This is a genomic window from Vibrio sp. KUL70 (assembly GCF_059725515.1).
Genome location: NZ_AP045834.1, coordinates 2,402,269 through 2,419,908 on the forward strand (window position 1 = coordinate 2,402,269; position 17,640 = coordinate 2,419,908).

The following is a 17,640-nucleotide window of genomic DNA, read 5'->3' on the forward strand; positions in this document are numbered from 1 at the left end:
TACGATTGGTATTACCGTCATCAGTTACAAAAAAGGCCAGCATATTTGCTGACCTTTCGATTCTATGTCGAACGTATTATTTCTTACGAACGTGCGGTGCTGCTTTATCAAGTACACCGTTAACAAACTTGTGGCTGTCTTCTGCTGCAAATACTTTTGCAAGTTCGATAGCTTCGTTGATGACCACTTTGTATGGTACATCTTCGCGACGAGTCATCTCGTACATAGCTAGGCGAAGAAGAGCAAGCTCCATTAAGTCCAGATCTTGCATCGGGCGAGATACGAATGGACGAAGTTTGCTGTCTAGTTCCATGTGGCTTAGAGCAACACCAGTTAGCAGGTCGCGGAAGTATGCAACGTCTGTTTCTGGCATAGCAAGCGCAGGCTCAGCTGCGTGATGCTCTTCTTCATCATACTTACCACCAGATAAGAACTGTTCTTCAACTGTGGCAATATTTTCTTTAGTAATTTGCCAAGAATAAATTGCTTGTAGAGCAAATTGACGTGCGTTACGACGTGCGGCTGGTTTCACACTGGCCCCCATTAGGAATCGATTTCAGAAAGAACGTTGATCATCTCAAGTGCGCTTAGTGCAGCTTCTGCACCTTTATTACCAGCCTTGGTTCCTGCGCGTTCAATAGCTTGATCGATCGTATCAACAGTTAGCACACCGAATGCTACTGGAAGAGAGTATTCCAGAGACACTTGCGCCAAACCTTTATTACATTCACTACAAACATAGTCAAAATGAGGCGTACCGCCACGAATTACTGTACCTAGAGATACAATCGCGTCGAACTTACCTGTTTTTGCAACGCGCTGCGCTACAAGTGGAAGTTCAACTGCACCTGGACAACGAACAACAGTGATGTTGTCTTCGCTAACTTGTCCGTGACGTTTTAAAGTATCGATTGCACCAGAAAGTAAACTTTCGTTAATAAAACTGTTGAAACGAGCAATAACGATAGCAATTTTTGCATTTGGCGCTGGGAAGCCACCCTCGATCACTTTCATAAGCCTTCCTTTAACTATTTTCATCAAGTGAGAATCGCCGGATTCTAGCACAAAACTGTGAGCAATATCTAATGCTAATTTTATTGAGCTGATACCGGAGAAATAAAGTAGTAACGACAGCGTGATTCCTTTGTCGATAAGGCTCAAAACGCAGAGAGCGGACTATGCAATCTTGTGCTCTCTGCTTGATACTTATCGTTTAATCGAGACTGTATTACCTAAAAAGTTTGCTGATTGTTCTGTTTTGAATCAGCGCTATTCGCACACGTACTCAACCACATTCAAACCAAAACCACCCAGTGCGTGGTAGCGTTTCGTACTTGAAGAGAGTAGACGCATGTCCTGAACACCAAGGTCTTGCAGGATCTGAGAGCCGACACCAACACGACGTGACGTACCTTGCTTTTTAGCCATAGTTGGCTGCTCGTTCTTGTCTTGAGCTTCGAAAGTCTTCACTTTGTGAATCAGAGAATCAGACGACTCTTCATTGCCAAGAATCACTAGAACGCCGCCTTCTTCGCCGATACGCTTCATCGCCTTATCTAGCGACCAGCTGCGCTCAGTACCACGATCAGAATGCAGCAGATCGGTGAAGGTGTCATGCAGGTGAACACGAACCAGTGGTGCTTCGCCCGTTAGGTCACCCTTTTGCATCGCATAGTGGATTTGGTTATCAATCGTGTCACGGTATGTCACGAGTTCGAAGTCACCGAACTCAGTTGGCAAATGACACTGCGCAACACGCTCAATCGTCGTCTCGGTGTTGTTGCGGTATTCGATAAGGTCAGCAATCGTACCTAGCTTGATGTCGTGCTTTTCAGCAAACACTTCAAGGTCTGGACGACGAGCCATAGTGCCATCGTCATTCAGGATTTCAACAATCACAGATGCTGGTTCGCAACCTGCCAAGCGAGCCAAATCACAACCCGCTTCAGTGTGACCTGCACGTGTTAGTACACCGCCCTCTTGAGCCGTCAATGGGAAGATATGGCCCGGTTGAACGAGGTCTGCCGCTTTCGCCTCTTTCGCTACAGCCGCCTGAACAGTCACGGCACGGTCCGATGCAGAAATGCCCGTCGTTACGCCTTGCGCTGCTTCAATAGAAACGGTGAAGTTAGTGGTGTATTGCGCGTTGTTGTCTTGAACCATTGGCGCGAGACCTAAACGGCTCGAGCGCTCTTTGGTTAGCGTCAGACAGATCAAGCCACGACCGAACATCGCCATAAAATTGATTGCTTCTGGCGTTACATGCTCTGCCGCCATGATCAGATCGCCTTCATTCTCGCGATCTTCATCGTCCATCAGGATAACCATCTTTCCTAGGCGGATGTCTTCAATAATTTCTTGAGGAGTACTAATTGGCATTATTTTATATCCTTTGAAATGGTTCTGCTTCCAAGAACCGACACTGTTTAAACCTGATTGGAATTGCTCAACTCCACTGCCCTTCGCTGTCGCGCACAAGGAGTCGTTGATTAAGCAAAACCGTTTTGTTGTAAGAATTCCATTGTTAGACGAGACTCTGGCTTAGACTCTTCTTGCTGGCCTTGCAGTAGTCGCTCCATGTAACGAGCAAGTACGTCGACTTCAAGGTTCACCTTACGACCGACATTAAATTGATCAATCGTCGTCTCTGATGAGGTGTGAGGAACAATAGTCAGCTTAAACGCGTTCTTACGTAAATCGTTCACTGTGAGACTGATACCGTCGACAGTAATAGAGCCTTTTTGAGCGACGTACTTTGAGATCTCCGCTGGCATCTCTACCCAGAATTCAATTGCACGACCAACTTGGTTGCGCTCAACGATCTCGCCCACACCATCAACGTGACCAGAAACAATGTGACCGCCAAAACGAGTGGTCGGCAGCATTGCTTTCTCAAGGTTTACCTTATCGCCCGCTTGATAGTCGATAAAGCCGGTCTTTTTCAGAGTTTCCAGTGATAAGTCAGCGCTGTAGCTGTTGTCATCGAATTCAACCACAGTCAAACACACACCATTGGTGGCGATGCTGTCGCCGAGCTGTACATCAGACATATCCAGCTTACCGACATTCACGGTGACCGTAATATCTTCACCGCGAGGTGTGATAGCACTTAAGGTACCTACGGCTTCTACAATTCCTGTAAACATTCTAAAACTCTTGTTCTTACTGCTTTTGCATCAAGCAGTTAAATTACTATAGATATAACTATCGCGGATTAAGATTTCCATACTGGCTGAGCGACAATGCGAATATCAGGCCCTACCATACGCACATCTTTGATCGACAAATCGATCACGGCATCCATTGAGCTTAAGCCCAACGCACCCATCAAACCGCGGCCATCGCTGCCCATTAGTTTAGGTGCTAAGTATAAGATTAGCTCGTCAACCAGTTGATTCTCAATAAAGCTTTTTGCCAATGTTGCGCCCGCTTCCACCCAAATATGGTCGATATGATGACTAGGAAGATCTTGAATCAGCTGGGCAATATCAAGCTGCCCTTCACTGTCGAGAGCAACCATAATGTCAGCTTCAGACTCAGCAACCCGTAGCACTGGAGCTTGAGATTGATACAACTTGAGATCTTGATTATCAGCTTGAAGCAATTGTGCCTGTCGATCGAGAATCACACGTGTAGGTTGGCGCAGCGAAGATTGAGGATAAAGAGCCTGAACTGCTTGCGGTAATTCATCCCAACGCACATTGAGTGACGCATTATCTTCAATCACAGTTTGACTGGTCGATAACACCGTTCCCGCCTTGGCACGGTAATGCTGCACATCACGACGAGCATGCGGCGAAGTAATCCATTGGCTCTGGCCATTACTCAAAGCAGTTTGGCCGTCTAAGCTTGCTGCCATCTTCAATTGAACAAACGGCCTACCTGTTTGCATGCGTTTGATAAAGGCTGGGTTTAACGCCAATGCATCTTGCTCTAGCAGCCCAACTTGAACCTCAATACCCGCATCACGCAGCATTTTGATGCCACGGCCTGCAACTTTCGGGTTCGGGTCCTCCATTGCACAAATCACTTTGGCAACTTGAGCCTTAATCAACCCTTCAGCGCATGGCGGCGTGCGACCGTAATGAGAACACGGCTCTAGCGTGACATAAGCAGTCGCGCCTTTGGCTTTATCGCCAGCCATTCTCATGGCATGAACTTCTGCGTGTGCTTCACCCGCTTTGGCATGAAAACCTTCACCAACAATGTTGTCGCCGTGCGCGATAACGCAGCCGACATTTGGATTTGGTGCAGTGGTATAAATGCCGCGCTTAGCCAGTTGCATGGCACGCGACATCATTTGAAAATCTAACGGAGAAAATTTTGACATGAGTGGGAGTTAGTCCTCTAGCTTGGCAATCTCTTCGCCAAACTCTCGGATGTCTTCAAAACTGCGGTAAACAGAGGCAAAACGAATGTAAGCCACCTTATCGAGCTCTTTCAGTTGGTCCATGACAAGATTACCAATCATCTCTGTTGGTACTTCACGCTCGCCAGTTGCTCGCAGTTGAGACTTGATGGTACTGATCGCAAGTTCAATGGCATCTGCGCTCACTGGGCGCTTCTCTAATGCACGTTGAATTCCGCCGACCATTTTGTCTTCGTTAAAGGGTTCACGGTTGCCATTCGACTTGATCACTTTTGGCATAACAAGCTCAGCCGATTCGAATGTCGTAAAACGCTCACTACAGGCCAGGCATTGACGGCGACGACGAACTTGATGCCCGTCTGCGACTAGCCTTGAGTCGATTACTTTAGTGTCGTTCTCTGAACAAAAAGGACAATGCATATCACCTCCAAATAATTGATTGTCAGTGTAACGGAATTGCCAAACGTAGGGAAAGAAAAAGGGCCAATTAAGGCCCTTTTATGTGGTTATTGGTTGATTATGACCAACCGAGCTTCACATTCATCCTAGCTACGAACTAGGTAGTTCGCTTTACCAACCCACTTGTAACTGGTTAGCTCTTCCAATCCCATAGGACCACGAGCATGAAGCTTCTGTGTTGATACCGCCACTTCTGCGCCCAGACCAAACTGTGCACCATCAGTAAAGCGAGTTGATGCATTCACATACACTGCCGCAGAACCGACTGAGTTAATGAAGCGCTCAGAGCTCTCTAGGCTGTTTGTCATGATCGCATCTGAGTGACTCGCATTATGTACGCGCATGTGGTCAATTGCCTGAGCTACGTCAGCAACCACTTTGACACCCAAGGTGTAGCTTAGCCACTCAGTATCGAAATCATCTTCACCCGCATCACGCACGTCAGCGAAATCAGCAAGCAGCGCTTTAGCACTTGCATCAGCGACTAATGTCACTTTACCCGCTAGGCGTGTTTTAAGCTTACCAAGGAACTCCTCAGCGACCGCTTCATGAACAAGCAGAGTATCTAGCGAGTTACATGCTGATGGGCGTTGAACCTTTGAGTTTTCAACCACATCTACTGACTTTTCTAGGTCAGCCGATTCATCAACGAAAATGTGGCTAATACCAAAGCCACCGATGATTACTGGGATGGTGCTGTTCTCTTTACACATTTTGTGTAGACCTGCACCACCACGTGGGATGATCATATCAACGTACTCGTCTAGCTTAAGTAGCTGAGACACAAGTTCGCGATCTGGCTTCTCAATGTATTGTACCGATGCTGCTGGTAGCTCTGCTTTTTCGAGTGCAGATTGGATAACTTTAACCAGCTCCATGTTTGAGAAGAACGTCTCTTTACCACCACGTAGGATGCTTGCGTTACCTGTTTTCAGGCACAGTGCAGCAATGTCGATGGTTACATTCGGGCGTGCTTCATAGATAACACCAACAACACCAAGCGGTACACGACGGCGAGATAGTGACATACCGTTTTCTAGTACCTTGCTGTCAATTTCGCTGCCTACAGGATCATTCAGGCTAATAACGTTGCGCACATCGTTAGCAATGCCCGTTAGACGCTCTTCGTTAAGAAGTAGGCGGTCAAGCAATGCTTCTGTTAAACCAGCTTCACGACCCAATTCAATATCTTTTGCGTTCGCTTCAAGAATGGTCGCTGCATTGGCTTCTAGCTCATCTGCAATGATAGAGAGCGCTTTGTTTTTCTGCGCTGTTGATGCTGTTGCTAGGTGAAAGGCAGCCTGTTTTGCTGCGATACCCATGTTAGTTAAATCCACGTTTAACTCTCCCTTAATTCTGTCTGTCTCTCTGAAATTCTGGGTGCGCTAGTTAATGAAATAGCCACCTTCTATCGGCAGCTATTCATTGGTCTCTCATTTTCTGAGTAAGCGTACTCCGTTTAGTTCGTCTGTTACTCTTGGATCACTACCATGTCATCACGGTGAATAACCTCTGAGCCGTAGTCATAACCCAGAATTTCTCCAATATCTTTACTGTGTTTGCCCGCAATCTTCGCCAAGTCTTGACTTGAGTAGCTTGCGATACCACGCGCAATCACTTTACCTTTTTTATCAGTCACTTGAGTCACTTCGCCACGAGAGAACTCACCGCGAACTTGAATCACACCTTTAGCCAATAAGCTGCTGCCTTTAGTGTTCACAGCATTCACTGCACCGTCATCAACCACGATATCACCAGCCGATGCAGGGCCAGCTAGGATCCAACGCTTGCGGTTCTCAAGCGCCTCTTCTAATGGCAAGAAACGTGTGCCTTGTGGTTCTGCACTGAGTGAGTCGAAGACCACATTCTCCGCGCTGCCTGCTGCGATGATCACTTCAATACCAGCACGACGTGCAATATCCGCTGCTTGCAGCTTAGTTGCCATGCCGCCAGTACCCAAAGTCGTGCCACTGCCACCAGCGATCTTACGTAAAGTATCATCGATGGTCTTAACCTCTTTAATCAACTCAGCATTTGGGTCTTTGCGAGGATCTGCGGTAAATAGACCTTTTTGATCAGTCAGGAGTAGAAGCTTATCAGCACCACACAAAATACCGACTAAAGCCGACAAGTTATCGTTGTCGCCTACTTTAATCTCGTTGGTCGCTACTGCATCGTTCTCATTAACGATTGGGATAATGTCGTTATCCACCAATGCATTAATGGTGTCACGTGCATTTAGGAAGCGCTCACGGTCATCAAGGTCAGCGCGCGTTAGCAGCATTTGGCCAATCTTGATGCCGTAGATAGCAAACAAAGACTCCCAAACCTGAATCAGCTGACTCTGTCCTACTGCAGCAAGCAACTGTTTGCTCGCCATTGAGTTGGGCAGTGCGGGGTAACCAAGGTGCTCACGTCCAGCTGCGATAGCGCCAGACGAAACCATAACCACAGAGTGGCCTTGCTTTTTCAGTTCTGCACACTGACGTACAAGCTCTACCATGTGAGCTCGATCTAACGCTAATGTGCCACCAGTTAAGACACTGGTACCCAGTTTAACAACCACAGTTTTACGCTGTGTTGCTGTCCCGCTTTGATGATTAGTTGTCATGAAGTCTTTATATGAATAAAACAAATAAGAGGTGATGTTTTAACAATCAAAACAGGAATTCACAAGTAGAAAAGGTGCGAAATCGCACCTTTTTACCTTATAGAGAGGAGTAACCTTTAAAATTAAACAAATTCGACAGAAGCTGCGTCTAGCCCAACCTCCAGCTCGAACTTAGATTTCAGCTCGTCAGAGAGCTTTTGATGAAAAGCCTCCTGAGTGCGAGTTACCTCAGAAACAGCCTTTTTAGGAAGTTCCAACACTTCCCATTCACCTTCAACATTATATTTTCCAATGTTGTATTTGGCAGTAAAGCCTTGTTCAGATTTTGCCAATTCTAGCCACCACCCCCAGAACTCACGCTCTTCTGGTGACTTCTTATCGTTTACACATACCGAAAGGCAATCGAAGATGTAGTGACCCTCTTCCGATTGTGGCTCTCTCAGATATGGGCCAATGGCCTTTAAAACATTCAGCAGACGATAATGCGTAGGTTGTTGTGTCACTTCTGACATATTGAATCTCCATTTTCAATGTTAAGAATGACGTTACTCAGATGGCAATACGTAAAAACGCTGCAATTGGATTTTATAAATTCTATCTGAGCATCAAGTACTTAATCTGTACATTTTTTATGCTTAACTAATTTAGGAGAAATGTCATCTAAATAATTCATCCTCGAGCCATTTTATCGCCAATTCGAGGGATTGCTCATAACCCTGTGTAATTGATTTGGATTTAATTTTCTTCGCTTTACCGTAATCGCTGTAAATAGCAACTAATTGATTATCAGATGGCGGTGATACCGGATCACCTTCTAGAGCCAATGCTAGGATAGGAACTTGTGTTTTACTGTTGGCTAGTAGCCCTTGAACTTTTAGAGACCAAGCCATCAGTTGGCCCGACAAGCTATTGATATCAACGACACCCTTGCCCAGACGTGAGGCAAGTACGTCGAGGTGCATTTTGGGCATCTGTTTCAGTTTATCCGCATGGACAAAGATATCGTGAATCGGTGCACCGAGTGCCACACAAGCTTTGATTTTCTGCTGCTCTAGGAAAGACAGACGAACCATTGCGTTGCCGCCAAAACGGAAACCAAACAGACCAACCTTGTAGTGATCAACCCAAGGGATGTTCGGTAGCTCATTCAGAACCGCTTGGTGCAAACAAGAAGAGTCTTCGGTGAGCGGCCAGTGAGAACTGTGACCAATTGATGGCATATCTACTGTCAACATCGCGATATTCTTCGGTGCAAGATAATCTCGGAATAGACGCCACATATCCGTTTGCAAACTATCTAGCCCCGCACTGACAATCACCACAGGTTGAGGTTTATCTGTGTTCGATAGGTGCAGGTGCGCTTTGATCTTGCGATTTTGATACGGAATCTCAAGCTGCTTTACCACCAGTTTAGTGTGCTTAATCGCTTCTGCATAAGCTGTGTTGGCCAACACCTGAGCTTGAGTCGCTAGGTTGTCGTTTTTCAAGTGAGGGTAGCCAGCAATACTAAAGCAAAGTGACGCAGAAAACAGTTCCTCTGCAACCTCTTCGCCGCTCTTATCGTTAGCACGGTTTTGGTGTTGCATACCGAGCTTGGTCCACTCATAAGCCCAGTTACCACTGCGGTAGCCCATGACGGTATCCAACCAATCATCTGTCGTACGCGAATGGGTCGATGATGCAATGCGTGACAACACCGCTTCTTGTTCAATCGGGTTTACCCCTTGCCAGACCCACTGCATGCGGCGCAGGTTTCGATACCACGCGCTGTCTTGTTGTTCATGCTTCTGTTCAAGCATGTCGACAGAGCTCGGCATATATTGCGTCAGCATTGAGGTCTCTTTCGCCTGTTTATGTTTGACAAATAGAGTTTCAGATAGGTTTTTACTGGTTTCTTCAGATAACGACATGGGGATTCTCAGTCGAGGATGATGACTGTAATAATATAAAAAAAAATGACCCTATAAAGGGTCATTTCTCAAAAAACACAGATTATGCTTATTTTGACTTGCGATTTACTGGCTCAATGTAACCTAGGCTTAGATCCCACGGCTGTTCAATCCATGTGTCTTGAGCGATATCAACAATGTAATCGTCGAGTAGCGCTGCACCTGAAGGCTTAGCACATACCGCGATTAGCTTCGCTTTAGGGTACATTTCACGCAGTTTACGTGCAGTGTCACCGCTGTCTACTAGGTCTTCAACGATTAGGAAACCTTCACCGTCACCCTCTGGCGCTTTAACGACAGTCATATCACGTTGGTGATCGTGGTCGTAGCTAGAAATACAAATTGTATCAACGTAACGAATACCTAACTCACGAGCCAAGATTGCACCTGGTACTAAGCCACCACGACTTACTGCCCAGATACCCTTCCACTGTTCTGCAGGCATTTGCTTAGCAGCCAGTTCACGGCAGTAAGATTGCATGTTGTCCCATGTGATGATGAATTTGTTACTCATAGTAATTAAACCTAATAAATTGTCATGTTGTTAGAGGCCATATCAACTTGGCCTCTGCAAGCGATTAAGCGAAGATGTACTTAAGGATAAAGATCAATGACATTACCCAAACGGCAATAGAAACGTCGCGACCTTTACCACTTAGCAGCTTAATTGCAGCGTAAGCGATGAAGCCTAGAGAGATACCCTCTGCAATAGAGTACGTCAACGGCATAAGCAGACATGTTACCACGACTGGAGCTGCTTCTGTAATATCACGCCAATCAATACCAACCAGACCAGACATCATCAGAATGGCTACATAGAATAGTGCACCTGACGTTGCGTACGCTGGAATCATACCCGCTAGAGGTGAGAAGAATAGAGCAAGAAGGAAAAGTACGCCTACAACAACAGCCGTTAGACCGGTACGACCACCCTCTGCAACACCTGAAACACTCTCCACGTAAGAAGTGGTGTTTGATGTACCTAGAAGAGCACCAATTGACGTTGCGGTTGAGTCAGCAAGCAGTGCTTTGTTCAGACGAGGAAGTTTACCGTCTTCTTTAATTAGGTTTGCTTTAGTTGCAACACCAACTAACGTTCCCGCCGTGTCAAATAGGTCGACGAATAGGAAAGCAAACACAACCGAGATCATACCGATTTCAAATACAGCAGAGAAATCAAGCTGCATGAATGTTGGCGCTAGACTTGGTGGCGTAGAAATAATACCACCGTATTGCACATCACCAACAATGATTGCAATCGCTGTGATAGCAAGAATCGCGATCATTACAGCACCTTTCACACCACGGTGAACCAGTGCAACCGTTAAGAAGAAACCAAGTGCACCCAAAATAGGGCCAATCGCTGTAATGTCACCTAGTGATACTTTGGTTGCTGGGTTAGAAACCACGATACCAGCGTTGCTTAGAGCGATAAAGGCAAGGAAAAGACCGATACCCGCAGAGATACCCACGCGCAGTGACATAGGAATCGAGTTAATGATCCATTCGCGAACTTTAAAAATACTTAGAAAAATGAAGATAACGCCCGATACGAATACCGCAGCCAAAGCCACCTGCCACGTGTAACCCATGCCCATTACAACGGCGTAGGTAAAGAACGCATTCAGCCCCATACCTGGTGCTTGAGCAATTGGGTAATTGGCAACAAAGCCCATGATGAAACAGCCAATAGCCGCAGCTAAACAGGTTGCTACAAATACAGCGCCGTGATCCATACCAGCATCAGCTAAGATCATTGGGTTTACAAAAATGATGTAAGCCATCGTAAGGAAGGTCGTTAGACCGGCGATGATTTCAGTGCGCACATTGGTGCCATTTTCACTGAGTTTAAATAGCTTTTCGAACATTATCGAATCCTATAAGGGTAAAAAGTAAACGGTTGCGTAATCGATTGGCTCAGGATTATAAAGTTATCAAATAACAAATTCCAGATAGAATTAAGACTCTAACTAATATTAATGGTGAAAACGTATGAAACAGATCGATTAAAAAACGCCATTAAAAGCATAAAAAAACAATATTTAACAGATACTTAAAACAAACAAAAAACTAAAAGCAAGTGGTGTTTTTTTGAACTATGCAAAAAGTTCACATGGAAGGTTAGGCAAGTAGCGTACGATAAAAGTCATAAAATTGCCCCATTTTTCAACAGATCCAGTAATAATGAAAATTCCGAACAGTTACAGTTCAAAATTCAACCAAACATTATGCTACCAATTACATTAAATCAGTGATCAAAAATAGCGCAGAAAGAGAGCCTGAGGACACAGTATTAAGGTCACAAATCGAGCATTGGAACGGTGATGGAAAACAGCAGGCAAAAAAAACGCCACTCAACTATGAGTGGCGGTAGAATCAGTCAACCAGAGGGTTGTAAAAAATTCCAATATATAGGGGTGAACAAACTGTTCAAGTCACACGCTCAGGTTACTTGTAACCAAAGCTAGTTGGGTATGCAAAGTTGCTAGTGTAAACAGAGCTGTTAAGCCAGAACGTTGCAGATGGTAAACCTTTCATAACTATCACCTTAATAAATCAATTAAAAAACACTTTTGATTTCTCGGTTCCTTGGAGGCGATAAACGGACTCATCCTTTGAGCATTTACTCTTCATCTCAGAAGTTGGTTATTAATATACCTTAAAGAAAAAAGATTACAAGAAAATCTTGCACTAAATCACATTTTTTATCAAAAAAGACCAGATAACAAATTCAAAATGTAATTAAATTACACAAAAGAACGATAAAAACGTTTGCATGGAAACTTATTAAGCAACTGAGCGCCTATTTTTGATCAGAGCAACAAATCTCTTTTCAAACTTTGAAACAATTGCCCGCGACTACCGCTACTCGTCTACCCGCTCAAATGGTATGCTGTCGGCATCAAAACAGACCTATATTTCTAGATAATTGTCCTTTGTACAAAGCAACTTTTACCTAAAGATATGGTTATTAAATAAAAAAGGAGTTATCCGTGTCTGAATTCCATTCTGAGATCAGTAAATTATCCCCTGCCCCACTTTGGCAGTTTTTCGATAAAATTTGCTCAATCCCACACCCATCAAAACACGAAGAAGAGCTTGCTCAATACATTATTGCCTGGGCAACAGAACAGGGCCTAGATGTTCGTCGTGACCCAACGGGCAACGTGTTCATCAAGAAGCCTGCAACACCGGGTATGGAAAACAAAAAAGGTGTGGTACTGCAAGCTCACATCGATATGGTTCCTCAAAAGAACGAAGACACGATTCACGACTTCACTAAAGATCCTATCCAACCGTACATCGACGGTGAATGGGTAACGGCAAAAGGCACAACGCTTGGCGCAGACAACGGTATGGGTATGGCATCATGCTTAGCGGTTCTAGCATCAAACGACATTAAACATGGCCCAATCGAAGTTCTACTAACAGTAGACGAAGAAGCAGGTATGACTGGTGCGTTCGGTCTTGAAGCGGGCTGGTTAGAGGGTGAAATCCTTCTTAATACCGATTCAGAGCAAGAAGGTGAAGTGTACATGGGTTGTGCTGGCGGTATCGACGGTGCGATGAAGTTTAACGTTGCCCGTACTGCAATCCCAGCAGATTTCGTAACTCGCAAGCTAACGCTAAAAGGTCTGAAAGGCGGCCACTCAGGTTGTGATATTCACACAGGTCGTGCAAACGCGAACAAACTGCTTGCTCGTTTCCTAGCTGGTCACGCAAAAGAGCTGGACCTACGTATCGTCGAATTCAAAGGCGGCAGCTTACGTAACGCAATTCCTCGTGAAGGCTTCGTAACAGTTGCAGTACCCGCTGCAAACCAAGAAAAACTGGCTTCGCTATACAACTACTACACGGAGCTTCTTTCAACAGAGCTAGGTAAAGTAGAAGACAGCATTGTGACTTTCAACGAAGAAGCTTCAGTTGAAATGGGTGCACTTGCCGCGGCTGACCAAGCTCGATTCATTGCAGCACTAAACGCAGCGCCAAATGGCGTGATCCGTATGAGTGATGAGATCGAAGGTGTGGTAGAGACATCTCTAAACGTGGGTGTTATCACAACTGAAGAGAACTCAATCACTGTACTGTGCTTGATCCGCTCTCTTATCGATTCTGGCCGTAGCCAAGTTGAAAGCGTGCTTCACTCTGTAGCAGAGCTTGCGGGCGCAACTATCGAATTCTCTGGCGCTTACCCTGGTTGGAAGCCAGATGCGGATTCTGAAATCATGCACATCTTCCGCGACATGTACGAAGGCATCTACGGCCACAAGCCAAACATTATGGTTATCCACGCGGGTCTTGAGTGTGGTCTATTCAAAGAACCATACCCGAACATGGACATGGTTTCTTTCGGCCCTACGATCAAGTTCCCTCACTCTCCAGATGAGAAAGTGAAAATCGATACGGTTGAGCTATTCTGGAACCAAATGGTTGCACTACTTGAAGCCATCCCAGAAAAAGCATAATTCGCTTTTCTTGCAGAAACTAAAACAGGTGCTCATCGAGCACCTGTTTTTTTATAACGAGTTTGTTGCGTTCTCTACAACAAATCTTAGGCGCGCTCTGCCGCGTAAGCCGCTAGTTCATCCATTGACGTTTGAGCCACAATCTCACCATCAATAGAATACGTCACTACTTCACCGTCACGCACACCAATTAAAGTTGCTTTGTCACCGTTTTGGTAGGTGATGCTCATTTGAATCGTATTTTCATCCAACTGCGTCATTTCACCACGCTCAATCACACGGTTCTGTGTTAACGGAGCGATTGGCGCTTCGGTTAGAGACTCATCTAATTTGTGATTGATATCGATGTAAGTATCGGTTTTGCTGTCGAAAATATGTGGAGTACCTGTAATCGGGTTTTTGCCCGTCCAGAACTCCAGCGAGTTGAATACCAAGTAGTCAGCCGCAACGGTTAAACCGTAAACAGGCGCGAGCAGCATATTCAATCCACCCCGCGCATAACGGTTGTCCACCGCTTTGAGGTTAAATTGCATTAAGTAACCGGTAACAGCATTACTACCCACACAGCCAGAAAGAGCGGCCGACGCCACTGCCAATGCTACGATCTTTGTGATTGTTTTTTTCATAACGATCTCAGTTGATTAATTTACTCCCCAAAAAGGGGGCTGGATAGTACCAACCTCAAACTCAAGAATTATCAGAATAAAATCAATAAATTGTCAGAGCTAACACAGTCAAAAGTCTCTCTGATCAGAGTCAAATCAACACTGACACCATTCGCAGAACCCACCAATTAAAAATTTTTGTCGTCACCGTAAAGTGATTGATTCGTACTAAAAATCAACGATTGCTACATTCCGACTTAACCCATTATCTATTCGTTGAGAAACCTAAATGGCAAGACTAAAACCTAACCAACCATTCGAACTCCTTGATCAAACTGTACAGCCAGGCCAACGGATGGAAATTGAGCTGCAAGCGGCTCAACTGTATACCCACTCGCCGCTATCGATCCCTATTGAGGTGATTCATGGCCGCCAAGCGGGACCAACGTTGATGGTAAACGCAGCGATTCATGGGGATGAACTCAATGGTGTTGAAATTGCGCGTCAACTGACGAATGCTATCGATCCGAAAAAACTCAAAGGTACTTTGATTGTGGTACCTATCGTCAACGTGTTTGGTTTTATTCATAAGTCTCGTTACCTGCCCGATCGTCGCGACTTAAACCGCTGCTTTCCGGGAAGTGAAAAGGGTTCACTCACTTCGCGTATCGCACATACTTTCTTCGAGAACGTAGCAACACGTTGTGACTACATTTTGGATTTACATACCGGTGCTATTCACCGCACTAATTTACCTCAGATTCGCGCAAACTTATCGAATCCTGAGACATTAAGAATAGCGAACGCGTTTGCGACACCAGTGATCATTGACTCGCCACTACGTGAAGGCTCACTGCGTAGCGAAGCCGAGAAACTCGGTATTCCAGTGCTGACGTACGAAGGCGGTGAAGCACTGCGCTTTGATCATTTAGCCATCCGTGCTGGTTACTTAGGTATTCACCAAGTGATGAAAGCCATCGGTATGCTAAGACCAAACCGTAAGAAATTACCAGAACCTGTGATCAGCCGCTCCACCAGCTGGATCCGTGCAGAATCAGACGGCATCTTACGTGTCATGGTAAGACTTGGCGAAAAAGTCGAAGCAGGACAAACTCTGGCTTACGTTAGTTCACCGCTAGGCCATCAAGAGGGTCAAATCATCACTAAGAAAGGCGGTATTGTGATTGGACAACAAACACTGCCACTAGTGAATGAAGGAGATGCTGTGTTCCACATTGCTTACTTCAAGCAAGATAATGAAGATGTTGAACAATCAGTAGAAAACTACATTGAAGAGGTCGCTGAAGAGGTTTGGTCAACGACTCTGAATAACTGATCACTGGCTGAACGAGAAACTAAACTCCACAAAAAAGGCCCCAGTCGCTCAATACGATTGGGGCCTTTTCTTTACTGGGCGAGTAAACTCAACCTCATAGAATCTGAATCTTATTCAGCATCAAGCTCAGCAGCTGCTGCGCGAGCTTTTGCACGTGCTTCACGCGCTTGTGCTGCTTTTAGCTCTTTAGCGTGGCGCAGTTCATCACGCTCTTTACGCTGCTCTGCTTTACGCTCGTTGCGCTCAGCTTGGTTAGCAACGAAAGAAGCTAGCTCTTTCTCTGCCCATTCTTGTGCTTGAGCTTCTGTTTCAAAACCCGTTTCACGCTTAGAAACGCGAGTTGAGCGAGAAGTTACTTGACGAGTAATCTCTGCACACCAGCCATTGCGTTTTTCTGAAAGGCGGATATCAAATTTTTTGGTCTTAGACATGTTCTGTATTTTCCTAAGGGAGATCATTAAGGGATCGGTCAACTTTGATAACTCCATCTATGTGAGCATCTTTTAACACCATCCCTTGGTAAGCGCGGTATTAGAGCACAAATCCATAAACATTGCTGCAAAAATTTGCAGAGGATCACACTCCAATTGTGCAAATCGTTTGCGACTCGGTGCCCTCAATTTCATTCCACCTTTCTTCCCCTCCACTTTGCAGAGAACAGAGCGTTAATGATGAAATGAACTATGCTCAAACATAGGCAAGTGAACCACTAATCGACTCGATTACCCATCAATGTTCAATGTCTTAACTACTCCGCCCATAATTAAAATAGCTAAGGAGTCGCTATGGATAGCTTCATCAAAAATCTACCGAAAGTTGAGCTGCACCTACATATTGAGGGCACACTAGAACCGGAACTGATGTTTGAATTGGCAAAACGTAACAGTATTGACATCCCATTCGACACTCCAGAGCAAGTGCGTCAGGCGTATCAGTTCCACAACCTACAATCGTTTCTCGATATCTATTACCAAGGTGCCAATGTTCTTATTCACGAGCAAGACTTCTACGACCTGACATGGGCTTACTTGCTTAAATGCCAACAAGATAGCGTGATTCATACCGAGATATTTTTTGACCCTCAAACCCACACTGAACGAGGGATTGAGTTTAAAACAGTGATCACAGGTATCACCCGCGCTCTAAAAAACGCCGAACAGGAGTTAGGGATCAGCAGTCAGTTGATCATGTGTTTCTTACGTCACCTTGATGAAGAGAGCGCCTTCGCTACTCTGAGTCACGCCCTTCCCTACAAAGAACACATTATTGGCGTCGGACTCGATTCTTCTGAGATGGGCCATCCTCCAGAAAAGTTTCAGCGCGTATTTCAAGAGGCGCTCAATCACGGTTTCCTCACCGTCGCTCACGCGGGTGAAGAAGGACCTGCTCAAAACATTCGAGATGCCATTGAGATGTTAGGGGTTACTCGGATCGACCATGGTGTACGCTGCAGTGACGATCCAGAACTCATAGCAGAGTTGGCCGCACAGCGTATACCTTTAACGGTTTGCCCGCTGTCGAACACCAAATTGAAAGTGTTTGAGACTATGCAGCAGCACAACATCGTTGAGCTACTAAGAAAAGGGCTATGTGTAACCATAAACTCGGATGACCCTGCCTACTTCGGTGGCTACATGAACGATAACTTCTTAGCCGTTGCCCATGCTCACGGGGTTACAGCCCAAGAGCTGGCGCAGTTTAGTATCAACGCTATCGAAGCGAGTTTCATCTCCCCTCATGCTAAGGAAGATATGATTACCCAGGTTCGACACTATCTCGCCAACCACCAAAACCACTAAACCTGGACACTCAAGTTAAAACGAAAAAGGAAGCACATCGCTTCCT

General features: G+C 45.4%; 18 protein-coding genes. 3 read left to right on the forward strand and 15 right to left on the reverse strand.

All coding sequences use genetic code 11. The features are described from left to right. Positions 1–76 precede the first annotated feature (76 nt). The 13 genes from nusB to vcdP form a co-directional block, all read right to left on the reverse strand. Positions 77–544 (reverse strand): transcription antitermination factor NusB, encoded by a 468-nt coding sequence (gene nusB / locus AC6I7V_RS10595; protein WP_004734399.1) that lies wholly within the window; start codon positions 542–544, stop codon positions 77–79. Continuing rightward, the gene (gene ribH, locus AC6I7V_RS10600; RefSeq protein WP_004741508.1) at positions 544–1,014 is read right to left on the reverse strand and encodes a 6,7-dimethyl-8-ribityllumazine synthase; all 471 of its coding nucleotides are present in this window, start codon (positions 1,012–1,014) and stop codon (positions 544–546) included. Before ribH ends, nusB begins: the two co-directional genes overlap by 1 nt. Before the next feature lie 255 nt (positions 1,015–1,269). After that, positions 1,270–2,379, reverse strand: coding sequence for a bifunctional 3,4-dihydroxy-2-butanone-4-phosphate synthase/GTP cyclohydrolase II (gene ribBA / locus AC6I7V_RS10605; RefSeq protein WP_032551636.1), 1,110 nt, complete (start codon positions 2,377–2,379; stop codon positions 1,270–1,272). A 110-nt stretch (positions 2,380–2,489) separates the two neighbouring features. Then, positions 2,490–3,146, reverse strand: coding sequence for a riboflavin synthase (locus AC6I7V_RS10610; protein WP_032551635.1), 657 nt, complete (start codon positions 3,144–3,146; stop codon positions 2,490–2,492). 68 nt (positions 3,147–3,214) lie between these two features. Next, on the reverse strand, positions 3,215–4,330 hold the full coding sequence (gene ribD / locus AC6I7V_RS10615) for a bifunctional diaminohydroxyphosphoribosylaminopyrimidine deaminase/5-amino-6-(5-phosphoribosylamino)uracil reductase RibD (protein WP_498010848.1): 1,116 nt from the start codon (positions 4,328–4,330) through the stop codon (positions 3,215–3,217). A 9-nt stretch (positions 4,331–4,339) separates the two neighbouring features. Continuing rightward, positions 4,340–4,789, reverse strand: coding sequence for a transcriptional regulator NrdR (gene nrdR, locus AC6I7V_RS10620; protein ID WP_255230043.1), 450 nt, complete (start codon positions 4,787–4,789; stop codon positions 4,340–4,342). Positions 4,790–4,914: 125 nt separating this feature from the next. Continuing rightward, positions 4,915–6,165, reverse strand: a complete 1,251-nt coding sequence (locus AC6I7V_RS10625) for a glutamate-5-semialdehyde dehydrogenase (protein WP_498010850.1) — start codon at positions 6,163–6,165, stop codon at positions 4,915–4,917. Between the two features lie 134 nt (positions 6,166–6,299). Continuing rightward, positions 6,300–7,439 (reverse strand): glutamate 5-kinase, encoded by a 1,140-nt coding sequence (gene proB, locus AC6I7V_RS10630; RefSeq protein ID WP_261882000.1) that lies wholly within the window; start codon positions 7,437–7,439, stop codon positions 6,300–6,302. 122 nt (positions 7,440–7,561) lie between these two features. Next, on the reverse strand, positions 7,562–7,951 hold the full coding sequence (gene crl, locus AC6I7V_RS10635) for a sigma factor-binding protein Crl (RefSeq protein WP_498010851.1): 390 nt from the start codon (positions 7,949–7,951) through the stop codon (positions 7,562–7,564). A 144-nt stretch (positions 7,952–8,095) separates the two neighbouring features. Beyond that, complete coding sequence (gene frsA, locus AC6I7V_RS10640) at positions 8,096–9,349, reverse strand: esterase FrsA (protein ID WP_255230040.1); 1,254 nt, start codon at positions 9,347–9,349, stop codon at positions 8,096–8,098. A gap of 88 nt (positions 9,350–9,437) precedes the next feature. After that, a complete protein-coding gene (gene gpt, locus AC6I7V_RS10645) occupies positions 9,438–9,902 on the reverse strand; it encodes a xanthine phosphoribosyltransferase (RefSeq protein WP_032551628.1) in 465 nt (154 codons plus the stop codon). A 64-nt stretch (positions 9,903–9,966) separates the two neighbouring features. Continuing rightward, positions 9,967–11,256, reverse strand: a complete 1,290-nt coding sequence (locus AC6I7V_RS10650) for an NCS2 family permease (protein WP_498010852.1) — start codon at positions 11,254–11,256, stop codon at positions 9,967–9,969. A gap of 580 nt (positions 11,257–11,836) precedes the next feature. Next, on the reverse strand, positions 11,837–11,926 hold the full coding sequence (gene vcdP / locus AC6I7V_RS10655) for a small protein VcdP (protein ID WP_498010853.1): 90 nt from the start codon (positions 11,924–11,926) through the stop codon (positions 11,837–11,839). Positions 11,927–12,381: 455 nt separating this feature from the next. Between vcdP and AC6I7V_RS10660 the strand changes: the two genes are divergently transcribed. After that, positions 12,382–13,854 carry an aminoacyl-histidine dipeptidase gene (locus AC6I7V_RS10660; RefSeq protein WP_498010854.1) on the forward strand — a complete coding sequence of 491 codons (1,473 nt, stop codon included), beginning with the start codon at positions 12,382–12,384 and terminating at the stop codon, positions 13,852–13,854. Between the two features lie 86 nt (positions 13,855–13,940). Here AC6I7V_RS10660 and AC6I7V_RS10665 read toward each other — a convergent pair whose 3' ends face one another. Then, positions 13,941–14,480 carry a DUF3332 family protein gene (locus tag AC6I7V_RS10665; protein ID WP_498010855.1) on the reverse strand — a complete coding sequence of 180 codons (540 nt, stop codon included), beginning with the start codon at positions 14,478–14,480 and terminating at the stop codon, positions 13,941–13,943. A gap of 268 nt (positions 14,481–14,748) precedes the next feature. Between AC6I7V_RS10665 and AC6I7V_RS10670 the strand changes: the two genes are divergently transcribed. Then, positions 14,749–15,795: a succinylglutamate desuccinylase/aspartoacylase family protein gene (locus tag AC6I7V_RS10670; protein ID WP_255230035.1), complete on the forward strand. Its 1,047-nt coding sequence runs from the start codon at positions 14,749–14,751 to the stop codon at positions 15,793–15,795. A 110-nt stretch (positions 15,796–15,905) separates the two neighbouring features. Here the strand turns inward: AC6I7V_RS10670 and AC6I7V_RS10675 are convergent, their stop codons facing one another. Then, complete coding sequence (locus AC6I7V_RS10675; protein WP_261882003.1) at positions 15,906–16,226, reverse strand: DUF3622 domain-containing protein; 321 nt, start codon at positions 16,224–16,226, stop codon at positions 15,906–15,908. Positions 16,227–16,580: 354 nt separating this feature from the next. Between AC6I7V_RS10675 and AC6I7V_RS10680 the strand changes: the two genes are divergently transcribed. Continuing rightward, positions 16,581–17,594, forward strand: a complete 1,014-nt coding sequence (locus tag AC6I7V_RS10680) for an adenosine deaminase (protein ID WP_498010857.1) — start codon at positions 16,581–16,583, stop codon at positions 17,592–17,594. Positions 17,595–17,640 lie beyond the last annotated feature (46 nt).

Coding starts and splice junctions, on each gene's coding strand:
- nusB (WP_004734399.1), bottom strand. CDS start 544: ATGGGGGCCAGTGTGAAACCAGCCGCACGTCGTAACGCACGTCAATTT.
- ribH (WP_004741508.1), bottom strand. CDS start 1,014: ATGAAAGTGATCGAGGGTGGCTTCCCAGCGCCAAATGCAAAAATTGCT.
- ribBA (WP_032551636.1), bottom strand. CDS start 2,379: ATGCCAATTAGTACTCCTCAAGAAATTATTGAAGACATCCGCCTAGGA.
- AC6I7V_RS10610 (WP_032551635.1), bottom strand. CDS start 3,146: ATGTTTACAGGAATTGTAGAAGCCGTAGGTACCTTAAGTGCTATCACA.
- ribD (WP_498010848.1), bottom strand. CDS start 4,330: ATGTCAAAATTTTCTCCGTTAGATTTTCAAATGATGTCGCGTGCCATG.
- nrdR (WP_255230043.1), bottom strand. CDS start 4,789: ATGCATTGTCCTTTTTGTTCAGAGAACGACACTAAAGTAATCGACTCA.
- proB (WP_261882000.1), bottom strand. CDS start 7,439: ATGACAACTAATCATCAAAGCGGGACAGCAACACAGCGTAAAACTGTG.
- crl (WP_498010851.1), bottom strand. CDS start 7,951: ATGTCAGAAGTGACACAACAACCTACGCATTATCGTCTGCTGAATGTT.
- frsA (WP_255230040.1), bottom strand. CDS start 9,349: ATGTCGTTATCTGAAGAAACCAGTAAAAACCTATCTGAAACTCTATTT.
- gpt (WP_032551628.1), bottom strand. CDS start 9,902: ATGAGTAACAAATTCATCATCACATGGGACAACATGCAATCTTACTGC.
- AC6I7V_RS10650 (WP_498010852.1), bottom strand. CDS start 11,256: ATGTTCGAAAAGCTATTTAAACTCAGTGAAAATGGCACCAATGTGCGC.
- vcdP (WP_498010853.1), bottom strand. CDS start 11,926: ATGAAAGGTTTACCATCTGCAACGTTCTGGCTTAACAGCTCTGTTTAC.
- AC6I7V_RS10665 (WP_498010855.1), bottom strand. CDS start 14,480: ATGAAAAAAACAATCACAAAGATCGTAGCATTGGCAGTGGCGTCGGCC.
- AC6I7V_RS10670 (WP_255230035.1), top strand. CDS start 14,749: ATGGCAAGACTAAAACCTAACCAACCATTCGAACTCCTTGATCAAACT.
- AC6I7V_RS10675 (WP_261882003.1), bottom strand. CDS start 16,226: ATGTCTAAGACCAAAAAATTTGATATCCGCCTTTCAGAAAAACGCAAT.
- AC6I7V_RS10680 (WP_498010857.1), top strand. CDS start 16,581: ATGGATAGCTTCATCAAAAATCTACCGAAAGTTGAGCTGCACCTACAT.